This window comes from Sorangium sp. So ce295 (genome assembly GCF_051527405.1).
Taxonomy (GTDB): domain Bacteria; phylum Myxococcota_A; class Polyangia; order Polyangiales; family Polyangiaceae; genus Sorangium; species Sorangium cellulosum_B.
The window spans coordinates 6,292,790-6,314,902 of record NZ_CP150324.1 but is presented as its reverse complement, the minus strand read 5'-3'; the positions used below and the strand labels follow the sequence as shown (position 1 = coordinate 6,314,902).

The 22,113-nt window shown below is 72.9% G+C and carries 18 protein-coding genes and 1 tRNA gene; 9 read left to right on the top strand and 10 right to left on the bottom strand.

Annotation, left to right across the window (positions count from 1 at the left end; genetic code table 11):
• Positions 1-5 precede the first annotated feature (5 nt).
• A complete protein-coding gene (gene gatC, locus WMF11_RS23820) occupies positions 6-317 on the bottom strand; it encodes an Asp-tRNA(Asn)/Glu-tRNA(Gln) amidotransferase subunit GatC (protein ID WP_012236913.1) in 312 nt (103 codons plus the stop codon).
• Positions 318-477: 160 nt separating this feature from the next.
• On the opposite strand from gatC, the gene WMF11_RS23815 reads away from it, so the two are divergent.
• Together WMF11_RS23815 and WMF11_RS23810 are read left to right on the top strand one after the other, a co-directional pair.
• Positions 478-3,303, top strand: coding sequence for a hypothetical protein (locus tag WMF11_RS23815; RefSeq protein WP_437979033.1), 2,826 nt, complete (start codon positions 478-480; stop codon positions 3,301-3,303).
• Between the two features lie 329 nt (positions 3,304-3,632).
• Positions 3,633-6,005: a PEGA domain-containing protein gene (locus WMF11_RS23810; protein WP_437979032.1), complete on the top strand. Its 2,373-nt coding sequence runs from the start codon at positions 3,633-3,635 to the stop codon at positions 6,003-6,005.
• Between the two features lie 197 nt (positions 6,006-6,202).
• Here WMF11_RS23810 and WMF11_RS23805 read toward each other — a convergent pair whose 3' ends face one another.
• The 9 genes from WMF11_RS23805 to WMF11_RS23765 all read right to left on the bottom strand — a co-directional run bounded on the left by WMF11_RS23805 (position 6,203) and on the right by WMF11_RS23765 (position 14,867).
• The gene (locus tag WMF11_RS23805) at positions 6,203-7,192 is read right to left on the bottom strand and encodes a hypothetical protein (RefSeq protein WP_437979031.1); all 990 of its coding nucleotides are present in this window, start codon (positions 7,190-7,192) and stop codon (positions 6,203-6,205) included.
• A complete protein-coding gene (locus WMF11_RS23800) occupies positions 7,189-7,686 on the bottom strand; it encodes a hypothetical protein (RefSeq protein WP_272093088.1) in 498 nt (165 codons plus the stop codon). The genes WMF11_RS23805 and WMF11_RS23800 overlap by 4 nt, the downstream gene beginning before the upstream one ends.
• A gap of 59 nt (positions 7,687-7,745) precedes the next feature.
• Positions 7,746-8,357, bottom strand: coding sequence for a type IV pilin protein (locus tag WMF11_RS23795; protein WP_437979030.1), 612 nt, complete (start codon positions 8,355-8,357; stop codon positions 7,746-7,748).
• A gap of 79 nt (positions 8,358-8,436) precedes the next feature.
• Positions 8,437-9,045 carry a pilin gene (locus WMF11_RS23790; protein ID WP_437979029.1) on the bottom strand — a complete coding sequence of 203 codons (609 nt, stop codon included), beginning with the start codon at positions 9,043-9,045 and terminating at the stop codon, positions 8,437-8,439.
• A gap of 156 nt (positions 9,046-9,201) precedes the next feature.
• On the bottom strand, positions 9,202-9,861 hold the full coding sequence (locus WMF11_RS23785; RefSeq protein WP_437979028.1) for a type IV pilin protein: 660 nt from the start codon (positions 9,859-9,861) through the stop codon (positions 9,202-9,204).
• A gap of 85 nt (positions 9,862-9,946) precedes the next feature.
• A complete protein-coding gene (locus WMF11_RS23780; protein WP_437555478.1) occupies positions 9,947-11,428 on the bottom strand; it encodes a sigma-54-dependent transcriptional regulator in 1,482 nt (493 codons plus the stop codon).
• A gap of 142 nt (positions 11,429-11,570) precedes the next feature.
• Complete coding sequence (locus WMF11_RS23775; RefSeq protein WP_437979336.1) at positions 11,571-11,963, bottom strand: hypothetical protein; 393 nt, start codon at positions 11,961-11,963, stop codon at positions 11,571-11,573.
• Positions 11,964-12,072: 109 nt separating this feature from the next.
• Complete coding sequence (gene rimO, locus WMF11_RS23770; RefSeq protein ID WP_437910714.1) at positions 12,073-13,539, bottom strand: 30S ribosomal protein S12 methylthiotransferase RimO; 1,467 nt, start codon at positions 13,537-13,539, stop codon at positions 12,073-12,075.
• A complete protein-coding gene (locus tag WMF11_RS23765; protein WP_437979027.1) occupies positions 13,536-14,867 on the bottom strand; it encodes a dihydroorotase in 1,332 nt (443 codons plus the stop codon). Before WMF11_RS23765 ends, rimO begins: the two co-directional genes overlap by 4 nt.
• 162 nt (positions 14,868-15,029) lie before the next feature.
• Here WMF11_RS23765 and WMF11_RS23760 point away from each other — a divergent pair.
• The 7 genes from WMF11_RS23760 to WMF11_RS23730 all read left to right on the top strand — a co-directional run bounded on the left by WMF11_RS23760 (position 15,030) and on the right by WMF11_RS23730 (position 21,982).
• A tRNA-Leu gene (locus tag WMF11_RS23760) sits at positions 15,030-15,116 on the top strand.
• Between the two features lie 200 nt (positions 15,117-15,316).
• A complete protein-coding gene (locus WMF11_RS23755) occupies positions 15,317-16,495 on the top strand; it encodes a hypothetical protein (RefSeq protein ID WP_437979026.1) in 1,179 nt (392 codons plus the stop codon).
• A 66-nt stretch (positions 16,496-16,561) separates the two neighbouring features.
• A complete protein-coding gene (locus WMF11_RS23750) occupies positions 16,562-17,638 on the top strand; it encodes a DUF4190 domain-containing protein (RefSeq protein ID WP_437910712.1) in 1,077 nt (358 codons plus the stop codon).
• 56 nt (positions 17,639-17,694) lie between these two features.
• Positions 17,695-18,003, top strand: a complete 309-nt coding sequence (locus WMF11_RS23745) for a hypothetical protein (RefSeq protein ID WP_437910711.1) — start codon at positions 17,695-17,697, stop codon at positions 18,001-18,003.
• A 78-nt stretch (positions 18,004-18,081) separates the two neighbouring features.
• Entirely contained in the window at positions 18,082-19,179 is a 1,098-nt protein-coding gene (locus tag WMF11_RS23740) for a tetratricopeptide repeat protein (RefSeq protein ID WP_437979025.1), read from the top strand.
• Complete coding sequence (locus tag WMF11_RS23735; RefSeq protein WP_437979024.1) at positions 19,179-20,195, top strand: hypothetical protein; 1,017 nt, start codon at positions 19,179-19,181, stop codon at positions 20,193-20,195. Before WMF11_RS23740 ends, WMF11_RS23735 begins: the two co-directional genes overlap by 1 nt.
• 92 nt (positions 20,196-20,287) lie before the next feature.
• A complete protein-coding gene (locus WMF11_RS23730) occupies positions 20,288-21,982 on the top strand; it encodes a serine/threonine-protein kinase (RefSeq protein WP_437979023.1) in 1,695 nt (564 codons plus the stop codon).
• Positions 21,983-22,113: the final 131 nt, after the last annotated feature.

Sequence of the window (22,113 nt, the reverse complement as noted above, 5' to 3'; positions counted from 1 at the left end):
CGGCGTCACCCCTCGTCCACGAACGCCGGAACGGCGAACCCGTCGTCCTCGACCCGCGGCGCCTCCCGCAGGGCCACCTCGCGCGGCAGGCTCGGCGCCTCCTCGTCGGCGCGGAGCGGCAGCCGCTCGATCTGCACGTGCGCGGTCGGCGGCACCGCCGAGACGTCGAGCTCCTCGAGCTGCCGGACGTAGCTGAGGATGTTGCCGAGATCACCGGTGAGGCGCTCGATTTCCTCGGCGGAGAGGTCGAGGTGAGCGAGGCGCGCTATCGTCAGCGCCTCGTCGCGGCGGAGAGGGGGCGAGTCAGCGTTCGACATGGGCGCGCCCGATGTAGCACCGCCGGTTCGGCGGACGCTAGCGCCGCGCGCCCCCGAACCTGGCCGCGGTACAAAAACGGTGATAACGGCTGCCGCGCGCGCGTCCGGTCGTCCTCGACCGCCCGGGCAGGAGCCCCGCCCCTCCGCGCGTTGTCCGCGAATGCAGTCCCCGAAAACGCCCTCCCTGCGCCGCGAGCGCATCGGCATCCTCGTCCTCTGCGCGTCCGCGGCCGTGGCGATGTCGCCCTCCGTCGGCGGAGGCGCTCGCGACCGCTCGACCGCGCTCGCCACGGAGCTCGCGGAGCGGGGCATCGCCGCGGCGGCCGGCGACGTGGTGTGGGTGGATCCGCCGCGCGGGGGCCTCCGCCCGTTCGGCGTCGACTCGCGCGCGGTCGCGCGCGGCATGCGCGCCGGCGGCGAGCGCGGGGAGCCCACCGACCTGTACCTCGTCGACGCGAGGCTCTCGCCGGAGGGCGTCCTGCTCGACGTCTCGGCGATCCACAACCTCACCGAGACGAGCGGCGCGGACGAGTCGAAGCCCGTGCTCCGCGGCGAGGCCCTCGCCTACGTCTCGCGCCCGCTGATCGAGGCCGCGTCGCCCACGGTGCACGTGCTCGATCTGGACGGGCTGGACGGGCAAGAGCTCTCGGGCGGCGCGGACTGGTCCCTCGTCGAGCGGCTCCAGCACGCCGTCACGAGCTGGCAGGCGACAGGCCGGCTGCGCGGGATCGGCCGGCGGACCTTCGCGATCGACCTCGCCCGGAGCGAGGAGAACGGCGCCGAGGAGCCGCACCCCGAGGAGCAGGGCGCCGAAGAGCCGCGCGCCGAGGAGCCGCGGAGCCGCCGCGGCCCGGACGCGGGCGACGTCGCCGTCGCGCTGGAGGACGACAGCGCGGTCGTCGTCCGCGCGGGCGACCGCGAGGCCCGCCTGCCGGTGCGCGGCGTGGACGACGCGGCGCTGCCCGCGTGGATTCGCGCCGAGGCGTCCGAGGTCGCGCGGCCAGGGAACCTCGTCACCTGGGCGGTCGACCGGGTGCGCCTCGTGATCGGCGACGCCGCGATGCAGACGGTCAAGGCCGTGGCGTTCACGGCGCTGGATTTCGTCCTCCGCAACAAGGAGGCGGTGACGGGCGACACCGGCGCGGAGGACATCGCCTCGGACCTCGGCAAGAGCGCGCTCGATCCGCCCGTCCGCCAGACCCCGATCGATCCCGAGATCGGCTGGCCGCCGGCGCCGCTCAATCCCTGGGTGACGCCGCCGCTGCCGGGCGAGGGGCAGTGGAACCCTCAGGGGGGCGACGCCTTCGTGCGCCAGCTCGACGGGCTCCCGCCGGCGTTCATGACCACGTTCCTCCGGACGGATCGCTCGCGCAAGGCGACGCGCGTCTACATTGCGCTCTGGGACCCGCGCCAGGTGGAGCTCCACATGATGGCGGGCACGGTGGAGCCCAAGGGCGCGACGGGCGAGGCCGGGCCGGGGCTCATCCCGCGCACGCCCGAGGTCATGAAGCGCGTGGTCGCCGCGTCGAACGCCGGCTTCCAGGCGATGCACGGCGAGTTCGGCATGATGGCCGACGGGGTGATGTACCTGCCGCCGAAGCCCTACGCCGCGACGGTGGCCGTCCGGCGCGACGGCAGCACCGTCTTCGGGAGCTGGTCGGAGGACGAGACCGTCCCCGAATGGATGCTGTCGTTCCGCCAGAACATGACGGTCATGGTCGAGGACGAGAAATGGAATCCCTTCGGCCGGACGTGGTGGGGAGGCACGCCGCCCGGGTGGGCCGACAAGACGCACACGGTCAGGACCGGCATCTGCCTGACCCGGGAGCGCTTCGTCGCCTATTTCTATGGCGCCGACGTGAGCCCCGAGGCCCTGGCCCAGGCGATGATCCAGGCCCGCTGCTCCTACGGGATCGCGCTCGACATGAACGCGGGCCACAGCGGGCTCGAGTTCTATCGTGTGGCGCCGAGCGGCGAGCTGCCGCCGCTCGGGCGCCCGCTCCAGGGGGAATGGGAGACCGAGGGCGACGTCTCGGGGCTCTCGGGTTACCGGTTCCGCGGCCGCAGGCTCATCCGCGGCATGGGCCTGATGAACTTCCCCCGCTATATCCGGCGGGAGGCGCGCGACTTTTTCTACATGACGCTGCGGCACCTGTTGCCGGGGCCGGCCTTGGCGCCCCGCGCGGCGCCGGCCGAGGCGGGGGAGGGCGCCTGGCGCACCCAGGGGCTCCCGCAGCACGGCTTCCCCTACGCGCTCGCGATCACCGAGATCCGCCCCGATCCCGCGCGGCCCGATGTCCGGCTGCGGGTGCTCAAGGTGGACCCGCGGACCGTCACGGCCGCGCCGCTGGGCGAGCCCGGGGCGTCCCCGCCGGCCGGGGCGGGAGCGACCGTGGCGGTCTTCAGCGACGGCGCCGCGACGCCCGGCGCGGGGCAGGGCGAGGGGTCGAGCATCTGGCACTCGGCCGGGTCCTTCTCCGCCTCGCCGGCCTCCCCGGTGCGCGGCGCGGTCCGGATCGCGACGGGGGCGCTCGGCAGCGCGAGGGCCGTGGCCGCGCTGGGCGTCAACGACGAGGATGGGATGCTGATCTACGTCGAACGGGCCGCGGCCGGGCCGTCCAGCGCCCCGGACGCCGCGCTGGCGCCGGACGCGTCGGCGCCGCCTCCGGCGCTCGTCGACCCGCACCCGCGCGACGCCAAGCTGCTCCAGGATTTCCTGTCGGGGCTCGGCTGCTCCTCGCGGATCTACCTCTCTCGGCCGCTCTCGGTGGCCCTCGGCGGCGATACCGATCTCTCCGGCGCCGCCGTCCATCCGCCGTCAGGCCCGCGCGCCGTCCGGCTCACGCGCGCCGAGGCGCCTGGCGCTGGCCGGATGTTCGAATCCACACCGATCGTTCCGCACAGCGTCTGGTACCCGCTGCAGCAGAAGCGCGTTCGGTACTTCAAAAAGCCGAAGAAAGAGGAAACGGCAGGCGGCGATCACTGAGCGTCACGGCGCCTTGGCCCTTCCCTGACGTGCAGTAGGCGCTTGTGCGCTGGCGGCCCGACGGACTAATACACGTCGGCCGGTGCATCGATTGCGATCCTTCGGAGCTTGCGACATCTCGGCGCGGATCTGCGTGGGCTCGCCGGGCGGGGGCGCGCGCGCGATGTGCGGGTGGTGGAACGCGCGCAGCGTCGCATTGCGGAGCGCGGCGGACGTCGCGCGCGCAGCGGACGTCGCGCGCGTCGCGCGTCGCATCGCCGGCGGTGGAGCGCTGGATCCGCGCGAGATCGCGGCGCGCGCGGCGCCTCGCTGCCGCCGAGATCCTCCCGATGGCGCTCGCGAAGTCACCGGACCAGCGGTACGCTGCAGCGGATCAGGGGATTCTAGCGCGCTCCGAGCTCGCCCGCGACGAGCGCTTGTACATCGAGCTCACGCTCGTCGCGCGGACCATGCGCGATCGTTTCCGTTTCCGGGACGCCGCGGCGAACGGCGCCGCATATCCTGAGGAGTTCTCGACCATGGCGGACAACAAGGGCGGCAGCGATCTGGACGTATTCGAGGGGCTCGCGAAGAAGAAGTCGCCCGCCACGAGCACCGCCCTCGTACCTCCCTCGCCGCCTGCGCGGTCGCGCACCCTCGTCGGCGCGGCGGTGCCGCCGCCGCCGAACCACGCGGCCACGCTCCCCAGCGGCGTGCCGTCTCCGCTTCCGCCGCCCGTGACGCAGAAGGGGGCCGGCCCGTCGTCGCTCCCGCCGCCCGTGCTGTCGAAGGGGACGAGCCCGGGGTCGCTTCCGCTGCCGGTGCCGCCGAAGGGGACCGGTCCGGTGTCGCTCCCACCGCCGTCGCTTCCGCCGCCGTCGCTCCCGCCGCCGTCGCTCCCGCCGCCGTCGCTCCCGCCGCCGGCCGTGACGCAGAAGGGGACCGGTCCGGCGTCGCTTCCGCCGCCCCTGTTGGCGAAGGGGACGAGCCCGGGGTCGCTTCCGCCGCCGATGCCTCCTTCGGTCAAGACGGGCTCCCTGCCGCCCGTGGTGCCGCCTCGGTCGCGCCAGCCGTCCCTGCCGGCGATCAGCGCCCCGGCCCTGCCGTCGAAGAGCCCGCTGCCGCCGCCGCCGGTCAGCGGGGCCTCGGGCTCGCTGCCTCCGGTGGTCCCTCCGCCGGTGCGCCTGCCGTCGGTGAAGCCGCCGCCGAAGGCGGGCGACGACGCGAAGCCTCGCTCGGCCAAGGGCACCGCGGTCGACATGAACTGGGACGACGACGAGGAGTCGACCCACGTCTACGACAAGCAGGGGAACGACTACAATCCTGGGCGCTCGAGCGCGCTGCCGGCGGCGGGCTCGCCGTCGATCCCGAAGGCGGCCGCAGCGCTGGTCGCGAGCTCTGGCGGCGCGGCGTCGGCCTCGCGGGTGCGCACCCCCGTCCCGGCGCCGCCGCCGATCCCGAGCGCCCCGCCCGCGCCGGCGATGCCGCCGGACCTCGGGCTCCGCGCGCTGTCGCGCAAGGACGAGCCGACGGAGATCCGCCCGCGCCACGTGGTGCAGCAGGGCGCCGGCAAGGCGGGCGTGCTCCTCGGCGGGCTCGCGCTGGTCGCCGTGCTCATCCTGGCGGTGGTCATGCTGGTCCCGAAGAAGGGCGCGCTGACGATCGACCTGAAGACCCCGAGCGGCGGCGCCGTCGACCGGGCCGAGATCTTCCTCGACGGCCAGAAGCGCTGCGACACCGTGCCTTGCGTCGTGCGCGATCTCGAGCCCGGCTCGAAGGTGGTCAAGATCCTCGCCCCCGACTTCCCGCCGCGCGACGCCGTCGAGATCGTCGAGGGCGGCAAGGACAAGGTCGTCGTGATCACGCTCGACGCGGCCGGCGCCGAGCGGTCTTCCACCAGCGCGTCGACCACGACCGGCGTGAAGGCGTCGGGCGCGCCCGGCGTGAAGGTCTTCATCGACGGCGAGGAGAAGGGCGTGCTCCCCGTCGAGGTCAGCGTGCCGCCGGGGGAGCACAAGCTCCGCTTCGACGGCGGCGAGCGCTTCGAGCCCCTGGAGCAGACGGTGGAGGTCGGTCAGGGCGAGATGAAGGACCTCGGCGCGGTCGCGCTCAAGGTGCTGAAGGGGCAGGTGACGCTGGAGCTCGCCACGTCGGGCGCCTCGGTCAAGCTGGTGAGCGCCAAGGGCACGGAGAAGAAGCTGCCCGATTCGGCCTGGAAGAAGCCGCCGGTCAAGGTGGATATCACCGCGTCCGAGCGCTGGAAGATCGTGGCGACGAAGAAGGGGCACCAGGACTTCTCTCAGGCGATCTCGTTCGAGGACGGGCAGGCCGAGAAGACGATCCGGATCGCGCTCGAGGAGGCGCGCAAGTCCGAGCCGGCCGCCGCCGCGCCAGCGCCTGCGCCCGCGCCCGCGCCCGCGCCTGCTCCGGAGCCGGCCGCGCCGAGGTCGGAGCCCGTGGCCGCCGCGCCGAAGGCGGAAGCGCCGGCGGAAGCGCCTGCGCCCGCGGCCGCCGCTGGCGGTGCGACGCTGAACATCAACTCGATCCCGGTCTCGAAGGTGGTCCTCGACGGGCGGCCGCTGGGGAGCACGCCCAAGGTGGGCGTCAGCGTCCCTGCGGGGTCGCACACGGTGATGTTCATCCATCCGGATCTCGGGAAGAAGTCGGTCACCGTCACGGTGAAGGCAGGCGAGACCAAGACCGCGGCCGTCAAGTTCGAATGAACACCTAGCCGCCAGGAACGCCTGAGGACCCGCCAGGGACGCCTGGAGAGCCGCCAGGGACGCCTGGACGAGCTCCAGCGAGTCCGGGCGCTGCCGGACGCTGGCCCTGCTGCTCTGGCGGTTCGTTCGGCTCGCTCCGGGGACGCCCTGGCGTCGTGCCGGCGTCCGGCGCGCGCCGCTTCAGGGCCCGAGGCAGCTCACCGCTCGCCCTCGACCCGCTCCGCCCAGGCCCGCCAGGTGGTCGCGCAGCGCGGCTCGTCCGCGTGCGCGCCGCCAGCGCAGTACGCCGGGTCGCGCGGGGGGCCCAGCACGAGGATCGCGGTGTTGCTGACGAACGGCAGATCGCGCCGCCAGAGCTCGCGGAACCCGTCGAGGCGCCGGCGGTATTTCTCTGCGTCGCGCGCGTCGAGGAGCTTGTCGAGCTGCGCGCGGATCTTCTGCTTGAGCTCCTCGTCGTCGGTGACGGCGAGCGTGCGCTGGAGGAACCGGATCTGCGCTTCTCGCTCGCCGGCGCGGCCCAGGATGCCCGCACCGCCGAGCGCCTGCCAGCTGATGTTCGCGTCGCCGCCGCCGAGCTCCGCGGCGCGCGCGAGCATCCTGGCCCCATCGAGGCGCCACTGCGCCTTCTCCTCGGGATCGGTCAGGTACGTGGCCGGCGCGATGAAGGCGACGAACTGGCCGAGCGCGAGCCAGATCTCGCCGTCGAGGGGGCGGTTCTGGACCCCGCGCTCCATGATCTCACGCGCCTTGACGACCTCGTGGCGCGGGGTCGTGCTCATCTGGAACGTGATGAGCGCGTCCGCGAACAGGTAGGGGTCGCGGAAGGTCGGATCGAGCGCGTTGATGGCGTCGAGCAGCAGGGTGAGGTTCTCGAACCGGCGCCGCTCCATGGTGTGCAGGCCCTGCGAGACGAGCACGTGCGACCAGAGCAGATCGGCCAGCGCAGCGCGGTAGCCGAGCGACAGCGTGACCACCTCGTCCGGAGGCGGCAGGACGTACACGTCGGAGGTCTCGGCGACGCGCCGCTCCAGGTCCGCGGCCGGTGCGCGCACGCTCCCGATGGCGACGGCGGCGGCGGCCGAGAGCGCGACCGTGGCCAGCGCATCGCGCGCGCCGGCGAGGCGGGCGAGGAGCGAGGGGGCCGCCGGAGGGGTCCCTGGCCCGAGCGCCGGGGGGTCGCCCATCATTCCACCTCGCGGTCCACGAACATGCCCGGCAGCACGCGGGCCGGCTCCCCGGGGATCCGCTCGCCGCGCACCTCGAACGTGGACAGCACGCCGTCGCCATCGAGGTCGCCGTGCGCGGTCGCGGTGAAGCGCATGGCCTTCGACGCGTCGAGCTCGCTCGTGAACTGGAAGGAGAACGCGTGGGGCCCCTCGAAGCGGAAGTCGAGCGACCGCCACGTGAGGTGCTCCCACGACTCCGGCGGATCGACCGCGCGCACGCCGCGCGGCACCTGGGCCGGGGTCAGCGGGGCGGACGGGGGGAAGCTGATCTCCTGCGGCCGCGACTCGGCGTAGGCGACCGCGCTCGTCACCAGCCGGTCGAGCCCCTCGATGGGCTCGCTCAGCTTGGACGCGCTGAGGTTTCGGAAGAACGCGGGGACGGCGACGGCGAGGACGCTGCCGCCGACCGCGAAGGCCGCGCTGAGCTCCAGCGCGCTCCAGGAGCGCCAGGTCATGGGCTCTCTCTACCTCACCCCTCCACGATCGAACAAGCGCGAGCGACGTGCGGCCTGCGTCAGTCGGAGTCGATGTTCGTGTAGATCGCGGTGCTGGTCGCGATCTCGCCGTCGCGCACCTCGCCGGTGCGGACGATCGTGTATCTCTGCCCGTCGCCCTTCAGGTCCCCGACCGCGCCCACCTCGAACCCATCCCCTGCGGGGAGGGGGGCGTCAGCCAGGCCCTGGCTGACGTAGTCGCCGCCGACCTGGTACGAGTACTGGAAGTAGATGGGCTGGCTGATCGCGAAGCCGAGGCACTGCCAGCCCGCGAGCGTCGAGCCCGAGTTGAAATCGACGCCGGGCGCAGCGCGTGGCTGGTACTTCCTTCCCTCGACGGAGGCGAAGTCGAACGGGACCGGCAACGCCGAGGTGCAGAGGAGGTGGGTGTTCGCCGAGACGACGCCCGTGGCGTTGAGGATGTCCGCGATGTCGCGCTCGCGCTCGTACTGGGTGATCGCGGTGCGGGTGATGACACCGACGGTGTGCTTGGCTTCCGCGGTCTTCGCCGTGGCGAGGTAGTTGCGCACGCCGACGATCGCCAGGGCGGCGAGCACGCCCACGATCGCGACAACGATCATGACCTCGATGAGCGTGAAGCCTCGTCCACGGATCGATGTCGTGCTCGACATGACACGCCCCTTCCGCTCGCAGACGACGCCCGTGAACCAGGGCTGCCCGGCTCACGCGAGCCGGGCAGCCCGGAGAGGCTCACTCGAACTCGTTGGTGATGTAGACCTGCGTGGCCAGCACCAGCTCTCCGCCGACGACGTTGCCGCCGCGCGAGAAGCCGCTGAGATCAGCGTCGTTGTCGATGTTGCCCACGGCGGTCGCATCGAAGCCGTCGGCAGCGATCGCGGGGGGCGCGGGCGTGCCCGTGACGTCGGGATCGTTCTCGCCGAAGTGGTAGTCGTACTGATAATAGATCGGCTGCGACATCGAGAACTTGAGGCACTGCCAGCCCGCGATGGGCGAGCCGGCGTTGAAGTCACCCACCGTCGGGTTCGGCTGGTACTTCCTGCCGGCAGGGGGGTCCCCGTTTGGAACCTCGGTCGCGGTGCCGCAGAGCCGGTGGCTCGCGAGCCCCGAGCTCCCGCCGCCGGCCAGGATGGCCGCGTCGGCGTTCTCCCGCTCGTACGCGGCGGCGGCGGCGCGGGAGATCGCGCCCACGGTGTTCTTGGCCTCCGAGGTCTTCGCGGTCGCGAGGTACCGGCGCACGCCGTAGATCGCCAGCGCGGCGAGGACGCCGATGATGGCGACGACGATCATGAGCTCGACGAGCGTGAAGCCTCTCCTGTCATATCGCTTGATTGCACGCATGGGTGTCGATCCTCCGTGATACTTTCTTTAATTGGATGCTTTGCCGAGACTGACCATGATGTCGCCTGGTGCGGGCTCGGCCGGCCCGCAGCGCGAAAACCTCTCCCACGGACAGGCGCTCTCTGCGCCTCGCAGGGGCAAAACTCCTCTACTCCGTCACTCCGCGTCGTTCTCCCAGTAGATCCCTGACATCGTGGATGCCGTCAGGAGCAAGGCCAACGTCCCATCCGAGTCGCGATCCCCCGCCGCCTGGACGACATACCAGGGCCCGTTGGGCGCAAACTGCGGATCCTGCAGCGGCGACATCGGCAAACCTGCCCACGTGTACGTTGTGCCGGTGGTCTGCTCGAGCCCGCCGGTCTCGCCCGCCACGGTCGCGTACCCGAACCGGACCGCGCCGTCCGTCGTCACGTTGAGCAGCCGCCAGTTCGCGAAATCGCCGTGGCTCGGGTTGCTCCACGCGGTCTTGTGATCGCCGAGCGTTGCCGAGGGATACCAGTCGTTGAGCGCGCCAGAGACATTCAGGTACACGAGCATCTCGGCCTTGTAGGACTCCTGCGCACCGCGGATGCCTTGAATGACCGCCTTCGGCTCGGCGATGCCCGCCGCGTTCATGTACCTGCGGTACCCGACCATGGCGAGCGCCGCGAGGACACCCACCATCGCGACGACGACGAGGAGCTCGACGAGCGTGAACGCTCGGCTCGCTGCGCTTCGCTGTCGCCGCCTGCTCCGCATGCGCCCTGACGCTTCAGCAGGTGACGTGCCAAGGAGCGCGCGGCGCGGCGTCGTCTTCGAGTTGCGCGAGAAGCTCATGAGTTGCCTCGGTTTTCCTTGAGGTGAGGAGGGCAGGGTGCCGGAGGTGTGGGGTTGTGTTCTTTTGCGGCGGTGACGAAAACCGTCACTGCAGGGCGCCCGGCGGTGACGATTCTCGTCGGGATCCTCCCTCCGGGTCGTCATCGCCCTCCCCATCGGCGGCAAGGGCGTGCTTGGCGAGGCGGTAGCGCAGCGACCGGAACGAGACGCCGAGCAGCTTCGCGGCCGCCTTGCGGACGCCGCCGGTGCGCTCGAGCGCCTGGAGGATGAGCCGGCGCTCGACCTCGCCGATCACCTCGTCGAGCGCGCACCCCTCGGGCGGGAGCTGCGCGAGCAGCGGCGCCGGGCTCGCGCTGAGGCCGGCGACGGCGCTCGGGAGGTCGCCGAGGCCGATCGTGGGCCCTCCGGCGAGCGCCACCGCGCGCTCCATCATGTTCTCGAGCTCGCGCACGTTGCCGGGGAAGCTGTAGGCGTCGAGCGCGCGCACCGCGTCCGTCGTCAGGCCGCGCACGTCCTTGCCGAGCTCGGCGGCGAAGCGGCGGAGGAAGCGCTCGGCGAGCCGCGAGATGTCCCCGGGGCGCTCGCGCAGCGGCGGCAGCTCGATGCGGATGACGTTCAGCCGATAATAGAGATCCTGCCGGAACCGGCCCTGGCGGACCTCGGCCTCCACGTCGCGGTTGGTCGCGGCCAGGACCCGGACGTCCACCGAGATCTCCGCGGCGGCGCCGACCGGGCGGACCTTCCGCTCCTGGAGCACGCGGAGGAGCTTCACCTGAAGCGCGGCCGGCAGCTCCCCGATCTCGTCGAGGAGCAGCGTCCCGCCGTCCGCCTCCCGGAACAGGCCCATCGAGCGCGCGCCGGCGCCCGTGAACGAGCCCTTCTCGTGGCCGAACAGCTCGCTCTCCATGAGCGCCTCCGGGAGCGCCCCGCAGTTGACGACCATGAACGGCCTGGCCGCGCGATCGCTCTGATCGTGGATCGCGCGGGCGACCCGCTCCTTGCCGGTCCCGCTCTCGCCCGTGAGCAGCACGGTGGTGCGCGTCGGCGCGATCTTGGCGATCAGCTCGGAGATCCGCTGCATCGCGGCGCTCGTGCCGAGCGGCTCGCGCGACGGGAGATCGAGCCGCTCGAGCTGCGCGCGCAGGCGCTGGTTCTCCGCGACGATCGAGCTCTTCTCGAGCGCCTTCGCGGCGAGCGCGGTGAGCTCCGCCGGCGAGAACGGCTTGGTCACGAAGTCGTACGCGCCGTGGCGCATCGCGTCGAGCGCGCTCTCCACCGTGGAGTGCGCGGTCATCACGATCACCTCGGTCGCGTTGCTCCGCGCCTTCGCGGCCGTGAGCACCTCGATCCCCGAGCCGTCGGGCATCACGAGGTCGGTGAGGACGAGCGGGAACGGCTGCGGGTTCTGGCGGATGGCCTCGATGGCGGCGCGCGCTCCGGGCGCGACAACGACCTCGTAGCCCTGGCGGTGGAAGGCAATGTGGAGCACCTGGCGGAGGCCCGGCTCGTCATCGACGACCAGCACCCGGGTGGCGTTCTGCGGGATGCTCGGCGGGATCGACGCCATCACGCCAACACCCTATCACGATGCTCCGCTCACGCGTCGAGAGCGGCCATCGGGCGCGGCGCGCCGCGTCGTCACGTCACCGCGTCGTCACGTTGTCGTGTCGTCCCTATCCCACTTCGGCGCATGGAGCTTCGTCGCGCGCTCAGGGGCAGACGTCGTTCACGACGCCGAGCGGTGTGCGCTCCTCGACGACAAACGATTGCGCCTCGCTCTCCTCACCTCCGTTGCCCTCCAGCTCCTGCCATACGAGCAGGGTGTCGCAGACCTGGGCCTCGATCTCGAGGAAGTAACGGCCGTTCCCGTCGGTGTCGTCCTCGATCACGCCCCGCTGCGTCCGCTCGTTGAAGAGGCTGACGCGCGCGCCAGGGCTGCAGTTGCCCGAGATCTGCCACACCCCCTCGCGATCTGCGGCGGGCCGCATCGTGTCGGCTGGCTCGGGCGGGGGGAGCGGCAGCGTCGGGCTCAGGCACGCCGCACCGGCGAGCAGCGAGATCGCGAGGGCTACGGCGAGGTGAAGCGCAGCGCGGCGGAGCATCGGCACGGCTCGGCGTCATAGCACACCGTGTGCCGCGCCCCCTCCGCCGCGGAGCGCCCTGATGCAGCGGGATTTTCAGCGATCGCGCCGCGACCCGATCGCCGGACCGTCAATTCTGTTGGCGCTCGCGTCCATCGGTTTGCAGCACGCGCAGGGCGACGCGCCGCTTCGCCGTGACGGCGCCGAGATCCGCGGCCGGGGGGAGCCCGGCGCCGCGCCCGCTCTCCTCGTCGTCGAGCAGCTCGCCGACGAGATCGTAGTCGCTCGCCTGCGTGATCCGGACGCGGCACATCTCGCCGGGGCGGACCTCGCCGCCGGAGAGGTAGACCTGTCCGTCGATCTCGGGCGCCTGACCGGCGTGGCGGCCCATGAGCACGTACTCGTGCTCGTCGCTCGTCCCCTCGACGAGCACCTCGAGCTCGCGGCCGATCATGGCGGCGCTCTTCTTGTGCGCGATGCGGCGCTGCAGCGTCATGAGGCGGCGGTAGCGGCTCGCGGCCGTGCGCGCGGGGACCTTGCCCTCGAGCTCGTAGCTGCGGCTCGCCTCCTCGTCGGAGTAGCGGAACACGCCGACGCGCTCGAACTCGGCCCAGCGCACGAAGTCGCAGAGCTCCTCGAACTCGGCGTCGGTCTCGCCGGGGTGGCCGACGATGAACGCGGTGCGGAACGTGAGGTCGGGGACGCGCTCGCGCAGCGTGGAGACGACCCGGCGGAGGCGATCGCCGCCGTGGCCGCGCCGCATCCGCCGCAGCATCGCGTCGGCGGCGTGCTGGAGCGGCATGTCGACGTAGGGCACGACCCGCGGGTGGCCGGCGAGCAGCTCGACGAGGTCGTCGGTCATCGTCTCGGGGTACAGGTAGAACAGCCGCACCCAGCGCACGCCGGGCACGTCGGCGACCCGCTCGACGAGCTGCGCGAGCGTCGCGCGCGCGCCGTCCTCGGCGCGGCCCGCCGCGTCGCGGCCGTAGGCGATCGTGTCCTGCGAGATGAGGTTGATCTCGCGGACGCCCGCCGCCGCGAGCTGCTCCACCTCGCGCACCACGTCCGGGATGGGCCTGGAGCGCTGCGCGCCGCGCAGGTCCGGGATCACGCAGAACGAGCAGGTGCGGTTGCAGCCCTCGGCGATCTTGACGTAAGCGCTGCCGCCGGGGGTCGAGAGGGTGCGCGGATCACCGGCCTGGATCAGCCACTCCGCCGGGTTGCCGACGAGCATCCGCTCCGCGTCGCCCGCGAGCACCCGGCCGAGCTTGAGCATGTCGCTCGACCCGAGGAAGTGATCGACCTCGGGCATCTCGCTGGCGAGCTCCTCGGGGTGGCGCTGCGACAGGCAGCCGGCCACGACCAGGCGCTTGCAGCTGCCGTGCTCCTTGTGCTGCGCCATCTCGAAGATGGCGTCGATCGACTCCTTCTTCGCCTCGCCGATGAAGCCGCAGGTGTTGACGACGATCACCTCGGCCTCGGAGGCGTCGTCGACGTGCGCGTAGCCGGCCGCGCGGGCGACGCCGAGCATCACCTCGGAGTCGACGCGGTTCTTGGGGCAGCCGAGGCTGACGAAATGGACCTTGCGCGAGCTCATGTCGCCGCTCCCTCGCCGTCGACGAAGACGACCCGCCCCGAGGCGAGCGTCATCTTGACGCGGCCCGTGAGCTGCCGGCCGAGGAACGGCGTGTTCTTGCTCTTCGAGCGGAGGCGCGCCGGGTCGAGCACGAAGCTCAGGTTCGGATCCACGAGGCAGAGCTCGGCGCGGGCGCCGGCCTTGATCGTGGGCGCCTCGAGCGCCGCGATGCGGGCGGGGGCGCGGGTGAGGGCGTCGACGAGCCGCCCGAGGGGGAGGGCGCCCTGCCGGACGAGGTCGAGCAGCACCGGGACGACGAGCTCGAGGCCGATGAGGCCGGGCGACGCCTCGGCGAACTCGCAGTCCTTCTCGAGCGTGGAGTGGGGCGCGTGGTCGGTCGCGACGGCGTCGATGGTGCCGTCCGCGAGCGCCTCACGGAGCGCGTCGACGTCCGCCTGCTCGCGCAGGGGCGGGTTGACCTTGCACGCCGTGTCGTAGCCGAGCACGGCGGCGTCGGTGAGCGTCAGGTGGTGCGGCGTGACCTCGGCGGTCACCGCGATGCCGCGGGCCTTCGCCTCGCGGAGGATGCGGACCGCCCCGAGCGACGAGATGTGCGCGACGTGGTAGCGCGCGCCGGTGGCCTCGGCGAGCAGCACGTCCCGCGCGACGATGATGTCCTCGGCCACGCGCGGCCAGCCCCGGAGGCCGAGCCGCGTCGAGATCGCCCCCTCGTGCATCTGCGCCCCGTCGGTGAGCGCGTGGTCCTCGGCGTGCTGGATGATCGTGAGATCGAAGGTCTTCGCGTACTCGAGCGCGCGGCGCATGACGGAGCTCGACGTCACGCAGCGGCCGTCGTCGGAGACCGCCACGGCGCCGGCGTCCTTGAGATCGGCCATCTCGGTGAGCTCCGTGCCCTTCTGGCCCATCGTGATCGCGCCGATGGGGTGGAGCGCGGGCCCCCCGATCGCGCGGGCTCGCGCGATCATGGCCTCGGTGATGGAGCGGGTGTCGTTGACCGGCCGCGTGTTCGGCATCGCGCACACGTGGGCGAAGCCGCCGGCCGCCGCGGCCGCCAGCCCGGAGGCGATGTCTTCCTTGTACTCCTGCCCGGGCTCGCGCAGGTGGGCGTGGAGATCGACGAACGCGGGGAGGAGCAGGAGCCCATCGCCCTGGATGATCTCGGCCCGGTCGGCGCGGCGCAGCTCGTCGGTCGCTGCGCCGCGTCCGGCCCGGGTGATGACGCCGTCTTCCACGACGACGTCGATCACGTCGTCGAGCTGTTGTGCCGGGTCGACGGCGCGCACGCCGACGAAGAGAAGGAGGGGAGGAGGTGAGCCGATGGCCGCCATGGGAGCGCGCTCCCCTAGCACAGGCGCTCCTCGCCGTGCACCGGTGCGGCGTCGGCGGGGGAACCCAACCGGACGGAACCGCAGGGAGAAGAAAAACGCTCGGGGCGTGATACAGCGCTTGACGGAACGCGAGGGGGTGAGGTAGTGATGCCGTCCCCGCTCGCGAAGCTGGCGGAATTGGCAGACGCGCTGGATTCAGGTTCCAGTGGGGTAACTCCCGTGGAGGTTCAAGTCCTCTGCTTCGCACCAAGCGCTCTTCTTATCCTGCTTCCCTAGCCACGACTCTTGCCAAGGTCGTGGCTCTGTCCCTGCTCGCCGTCTCCAGCAGTTCCTGTGATCGCCGCTCCTCCCCCTCGGCGGGAGGAGCCGCGAGTGCAGCCCCTGGTCCGAGCGCCTCGGGGGCGGTCCTCGCTGCCGCCGCTGCGTCGAGCGCCCCGACCGAGCCCGCCGTGGCCACTGCGCCGGCCGAGCCCGAGCTGCCGCGCGGGACCGGCGTCCAGGAGTTCGTGCCCGTCGGCTCCCTGGAAGGGTGCAAGGCGAAGTCGGGTGATATCGCGACCTACATCCTGCGCGAGGGGATGGGGATCGCCGGGCGCGCCGACGGCTCGTTCGGGGCCGTGTGGCTCGTGGACCTCAAGGGAGGGGACGCGCAGATTGCGTTCGCTGGCTTCGATAGCGAGGCCCGGCAGGTCGCTCGCGCGAGGGCGATCTCGAGCACGCGAGACGCAGGGCTCCGGATCTTCTCCTCGGGAGACCAATGGGTGGTCACCTGGTTCGACGCGGAGGGGCTGGCGTACGCGCGGCCCCGCTGGGAGACGAACCCGCCGGTCGAGATCCAGCGTGTCGGCGCGATCGGGAGGGAGGTCAGCGACCATGTGGCCCTCGCGCCCGCTCCAGGTGGCGCCCTGGTCGCAGCGGCGCCCTTCGGACCGGACCGCCAGCGCCTCGGGGTGTTCCAGTTCGCGCCGGTGGATCCTGCGCAGCCGCAGCTCAAGGCGGTCGGGGTCACGCGAAGCGCCAAGAAGCCGCGCTGGCCGACGGTCGCTGCCGACGCGTCCGGTGGCTACCTCGTCGCCTGGCAGGACGAGGAGGACGGGAGCATCCGGGCCTCGCGGTTCGACGCCGCGGGCAGGGAAGGGAGTGCTCACGTCGTTGCGCAGCGACAGGGCGGCGACCGACCGGCTGGCGCCGCTCAGGAGACACCGGACAGGGATCAGCGGCTCGGCCTTGTGGCCACGGGCAGCGCCGGCGCGCTGCTGGTCTGGAGCGAGGGAGCCACCTTGATCGCCCGCGCGCTGGACGCCGAGGCGCGGCCGCGCGGGGCGCCCTGGGTCGTTGGCAAGGGCAAGTGGCGCGCGCTCGCGCCGAGCGGCGACGGGGCCCTCGTGGCGTGGGTCGGCCACGACGGCAAGGTGGAGGGGCAAGCCCTCCTCGCGAAGCTGGCCGCCGACGGAGCGCCCTCTGCTCGAGGGATCCGGGTGTCGGATGGGGTGTTTCCCGTAAAGGATTCTCCCAGCGTGGCGCTCGCCGGTGAGCGGGTGGGCGTCGCATGGACGGAGCCCATGAGCACCGGTGTGAGCACGAAGCGCGCAGTCTTGCGTGTGCTCGATCGCACCTGCATCCCCTGAGCGCTCACGCGACGAGAGGGCCCGTGCGGCGGGCGTAGCGCGGCCTCCGGCGCTAGGATGAAGAGCGTGAGCCACGCATTCGGCCCGACTCAGCCACCGCCGAACCGCGATGCGAACGAGCCGCCTGCAGCGCTCAGGGACGCGCAGGCGGGCGCCCTGCCCTGCGAGAGCGAGCCGCCTGCCGGAGTGCCGCCCTGCGACACGGTCGCGGCCCGCGGGCGCGTCGCGCTCGCGCCGGATGCAGCGCAGCCGAGCCGCGCGCGGGCGGCTCGGCTGATCATCCAGGATCCCTACCTCACGCCGCCGCCCCCGCCGGAGCGACGGCAGCTCTCCACGCTGGCCGTGAGCTCGCTCGTCGCGGCGCTGTTCGGGCCGCTCGGGGCGATCGCCGCGATCGCCTTCGGATGGGCGGCTCGCCGCGAGATCGAGCAGGCCCCGGCCGTGCGCAGGGGGTACGCGCTCGCCAGCGTCGGGCTCGCGCTCGGCGTCCTGCTCACCCTCTGCTGGAGCTCCGCGATCGGCTTCGGCGTGTGGATGTGGAGCACCCATCACAGCGGAGAGACGGCCTCCGCCCTCCCGGAGGGGGAGGCCTCGCCGGAGCCGGCGAGCACGGCGTCGCCGTCGATGCCGCTGCCGGAGGCGCCTCCTCCGGCGGTGCAGCCGAGCGGCAGCGTCCCTCAGCACACGACCCACCGGCGCATCGGCGGGGTCTCCATCGTCGATATCGGCGTCGACGTGTCCGTGCTCAGCGAGGAGCTCGCCAAGCAGCGGGCGGAGGCATACGCCCAGGGCGAGAAGGTCCTCGTGATGACGACGAGCGATCCCTGCGAGCCGTGCCGCGGGGTCGACCGCTCGCTCGGCGATCCGCTGATGCAAACGGCCCTCCGGAGCGTGCGGCTCGTGCGCGTGGACATCGATCTCTTCAAGGAGGATCTCGATCAGATCAAGGTGCCGCGGCGGCTCTATCCGGGCTTCTTCCTGCTCTCGCCGGATCTTTCGCCGCAGGACGGGATCAACGGCGGCGAGTGGGACGACGACATCGCGCGCAACATCGCGCCCGTGCTGGGGGCGTTCGTGCGGGGCCAGTACACGACCCGCCGGCAGCCGTGGAACCCGCTGCCCGGCTCGGGCATGCGGCTCTGAGCCGGGTCGCGCGCGGCGACGAGCCCCTCGCGCGCCGGACAGGGTAAGCTCCGGCTGTGAAGCGCTTTGGCCAGCTCGCCCTCTTCGCCCTCTGCGTCGCGTTCAGCGTCTCGGCGGTCTACAACGTCGTCTCCGACAACGCCGACGTCGAACGGAGGGCGGCGCTCGTCGCGTGCGGCGAGGACGGCGCCGCGAGCGCGCCGGAGCGGCGCCGCGCGAGCGAGGGCTGCAGAGCGCAGATGACGCGGCTGGAGCGGACGCCGTTCGGCCAGACCTTCGAGTTCACCACGGCGAAGCGCGCCGTGGGCGTCAGGTGCGAGCGGGCGCTCGTGTTCGCCGGCGAGTACAGCTGCAAGCTCAGGTGATCGCCGGGGCGGCGGCCTTCACCCCGCCCGCCGCAAGACGCCGTTATCCGCGCGGAAGTTACGCTATGGTGGGCGGCCGTGACGAGCCCCACAGCGCGCTTGCCTCGCTCGATCCGCCCCGGGGCCGGGCGCATCGTCGTGCGCTTCGCCTCCGCGGTCGCAGCCGCCGCGGCGGTCGCCCACGGCGCGCCGCCGGCGCTGGCGGCGCAGGTGCCCGCGCCGGAGCCGCTCAGCGCGCCTGCGGTCGCGCCCGCCGCCCCGCCCGCGCAGCCGCCGCAGGACGTCGGGCCGAGCTCTCTTGCCCCGCCGCCGCAGGGCGTCGGGCCGAGCCCTCCGGCCCCGCCGCCGCTCTCGCGAGACGAGGAGGAGAAGCGGCTCCGCATCGAGCGAGCGACGGCGCTGCACGACGAGGCGCAGCGGCGCTACCAGCGCGGCGAGTACCGCGCGGCCATCGCGAAGCTGGAGGCCGCCGTGGCGCTCGATCCCGAGGGCAAAGAGCTCATCTACAACCTGGCGATGATCCACGAGCGGCTTGGCGAGATCGACGAGGCCGAGCGCTACTACCGCCGCTACCTCGACATGGAGGCGCTCCCGAAGGCGCGTGAGGAGGTGCATGCGGTCCTCAAGCGGCTCAAGGGCGCGAAGCGAGAGCTCGCCAGCGCGAAGCCGCCGCCGTCCGCGCCCGCGAAGGCCGCCTCGGTCTCCACGGCGCTGCCGTATTTGCCGCGCTTGCCGCGCCATCCCGTCGCGGTCGGCATCGCGACGCCGCGCGCGACCTGGCTCGGCGTCAGCGGGGGCATCGCCGCGGGGTCGCTCGTGGTCGGCGGCGTCTTCGCCGCGCTCGCCCTGGCGCGGGATCCCGGCGCCGGCGAGCGCACCGGGGCCGGCGTCTCCATCGCCGACCTGCAGGCCGACGCGAGCGCCGCCCACCGGTGCGCCGTCGCCGCGGACGTCGCCTTGCTGGTCGCCGGGCTCTCCGGGGCAGCGGCGCTCTACCTGTACCTGGCTCCGGGGGCTCCCGCGGCGATCCCGGCCGCTCGCGGGGCCTCGGCCGTCGGTTCGCGCTCGCTGACGCCGGGGCAGGATCGCCGTCTCCCTCGCGGCGCCGGTGCAGGGGCGCAGGGGATCCGCCTGTCGCTGGGCGCCGAGGGGGCCCGGCTCCGGGTGCAGTTCTGATGCGCCCCAGCGCCGCGCGGCGCAGGCTGCTCCGCGGGCTCGCCGCGCTCGTGTCGCTCGGCGCCGGGTGCGAGGTCCTCGTCGACGGCACGCTGGGCCCGGTGCACTGCACGGACGAGGGCGCGCTCGGGCCGCCGGCGTGCCCCGAGGGCGCCGTTTGCAGGGAGGGCGCCTGCGCCGAGCAGCAGCTGGAGCGCGCGCTGGGCGCGCGCTGCGCGCGGCACGAGGACTGCGGCGCGCTCGATTTCTGCCTCGATCCCGCGCTGTTCGACGTCGAGGGGCCGCGCGTCTGCTCGCGCGCCTGCTGCAGCTCGAGCGACTGCGACCCTGCCCGGGATGCGGTCTGCTGGATCCCCGACGGCGGGGGGAGCGGCCTCTGTCGCATCGGCCGGGAGGTCGGGCGGCCCGACGTGGGCGCGGGGCTCTCCGGCGCGCCTTGCGCCGCGCCCGGCGACTGCCGATCTGGCATCTGCGACGACGGCGCCTGCGTCGACGCCTGCTGCTCCGACACCGGCTGCGCCGCGAACGGGGCGGCGTGCCGGCTCACGACGGACCTCGTCTCGTCCGGTCCGGCCTGGGCGTGCCAGGCCGCCGCCTTGGGGGATGGAGGCTACTTCGAGCCGTGTGCTGGGGACGAGGACTGCGCGTCCGGGCTCTGCGCCGAGGTTGAAGGGAGCGGCCGCTGCACCATCCCGTGCTGTGGCTCGGAGATGTGCCCGGACACGCCCGGCGAGGTGAGGCAGCGCGTCGGCTGCGCCGAGCTCGCGATCGACGGACGCTCGACCGTCCGCGCGTGCATCACGCTGCTGTCCGGGGACAGCCTCGCGGCCGTCGGCGTTCCGTGCACCACGCCCGAGGACTGTCGGAGTGGTATGTGCATCAAGGATCCTGAACAAACGCAGCGATTCTGTAGCGACGTCTGCTGCAGCGATGCGTCCTGCGGCGACGCCGCGTTCTTCGGGTGCCACCCGCGAGCGACAGGCGAGTCGTGGGCCTTGCGATGCGAGCCCAAGTAACGGACGATCCCCCCATCGCGGTGGTAGTTCGTGCAGCTGACGGCCAGTTCCCAGCCAGCGCCCCCGGGTCGCCCGGCGAGCCCAGCAGGGCCATGGCGCTGATTTGCCCGCGCTGCCACCACCTCGGGGCCGTCGCGCTGGAGGGGAGGAGCTCGTCCAGCCAGCTTCCGTCTCCCGCCGGCGAGCGTGGCTCCCAGGACGGCCAGAGCGCGAGGCTACCTCGTTGCCCCCACGACGGGCTGGCCCTCGTGAGCCGCGAGGTGCTCGGCGAGGCCGACGGAGATCCGTTCCTGGGGATCACGATCGCGGATCGGTTCGTGATCGTGGGCAAGCTCGGCGCCGGCTCGATGGGCACGGTGTACCGCGCGCGCCAGGAGGCGATGGGCCGCGACGTGGCCATCAAGATACTGCGGTCGGACAGGGCCTTCGACGCGCAGGCGAAGGCGCGCTTCACCCGCGAAGCGCGCGCGATGAGCCTCCTCAGGTCGCCGTACACGGTCACCGTGTTCGATTTCGGCGAGGTCGTGGACGACGCGACGGACGCGGCCTTCGGCCGTGGTCGCTCCGCGGAGCAGAGCTCGCCCGGGGAGGGGACGACGTCGAGCAGCGGCTCCCTCTACCTCGCGATGGAGCTGCTCGAGGGCGAGTCGCTCGGTCAGCGGCTCAAGCGCCTGCGGCGGCTGCGCGTGGGCGACGCCGCCCGCTTCGCGCGGCACGCGCTCCTGTCGCTGGCCGAGGCGCACGACAAGGGGATCATCCACAGGGACCTCAAGCCGGACAACCTGTTCCTGGCGAGGCCCCCCGCGGGCGAGCACGAGGAGATCTGCAAGGTGCTCGATTTCGGCATCGCGAAGGTGATGACCGGGACAGAGCGGCCGGTCGACGCCCTCGAGACCCAGGCAGGCACCGTCTTCGGGACGCCGCGGTACATGTCGCCGGAACAGGCGCAGGGCAGGCCGCTCGACGCGCGGAGCGACCTCTACTCGCTCGGCGTCCTGCTCTATCAGATGCTGGTCGGGAGGCCGCCGTTCATCGACGACGATGCGGTCGTCGTGATGGCGAGGCACATCACGTCGTCGCCCGTGCCGGCGAGCGAGGCCGCGCCGGACGCCAGGATCCCGCCGTCGCTCTCGCAGCTCCTGCAGCGCGCCCTCGCCAAGCGGCCCGAGGAGCGGCCGCGGAGCGCCCAGGCGTTCATCGCCGAGCTCGATCGCGCGATGGACGAGGCCAGGCCGAGCCTCGACCGCGAGCGCCTCGGCCCGGCTCAGCCCGCCGAGGTCGGCGCCACGAGCGAGCTGCTCGCGGTCGTGGGCGACGGCGAAGGCGCCGCGCAGGCGCCGAGCACGCTGCGTCGCGCGCCGCGGAGGCGCACGTCGCGCGTGGCCGTCGGCGCCGGCGCCCTGTCCCTGATCGTCATGGCGCTCGCCGTGCGCGAGCTCCGCCGGCCTGCTGCGGACGGCAGCGCGCGCAGCCTTCAGAAAGGGGTAGCGCTGGAAGCGAGGGCACTCGCGAGCGCGGTCTCGCGCGTCGACCCGCCGCCCGCCGTGCCGACGGCGCCGCCGCCGCCCGCCGTGCCGACGGCGCCGCCGCCCGCCGCGCCGACGGCGCTGCCGCCCGCCGCGCCGACGGCGCTGCCGCCCGCCGCGCCGACAGCGCCGGCGCTGCCGCCCGCCGCGCCGCCCGCGGGTGTTGCCAGCGCGGCGCCCGCGCCCACGGGCGTACCATCGGCGTCGACACCGAGGCGAAAGCCAGCGCAGCAGCGCAAGCCGTATGTGAAATTCGACTGATGACGGCACGCGCGCGGCACCGCTGCGCAAGGCCGACGTGGGCCCCCGAAGGCCCGCTCTTCCATGGAGTCCCGTCGCGCGAGAGACAGCGGCGTCCGATCGCGAAGGACGCCGAGAGTCGCTGTACGAGC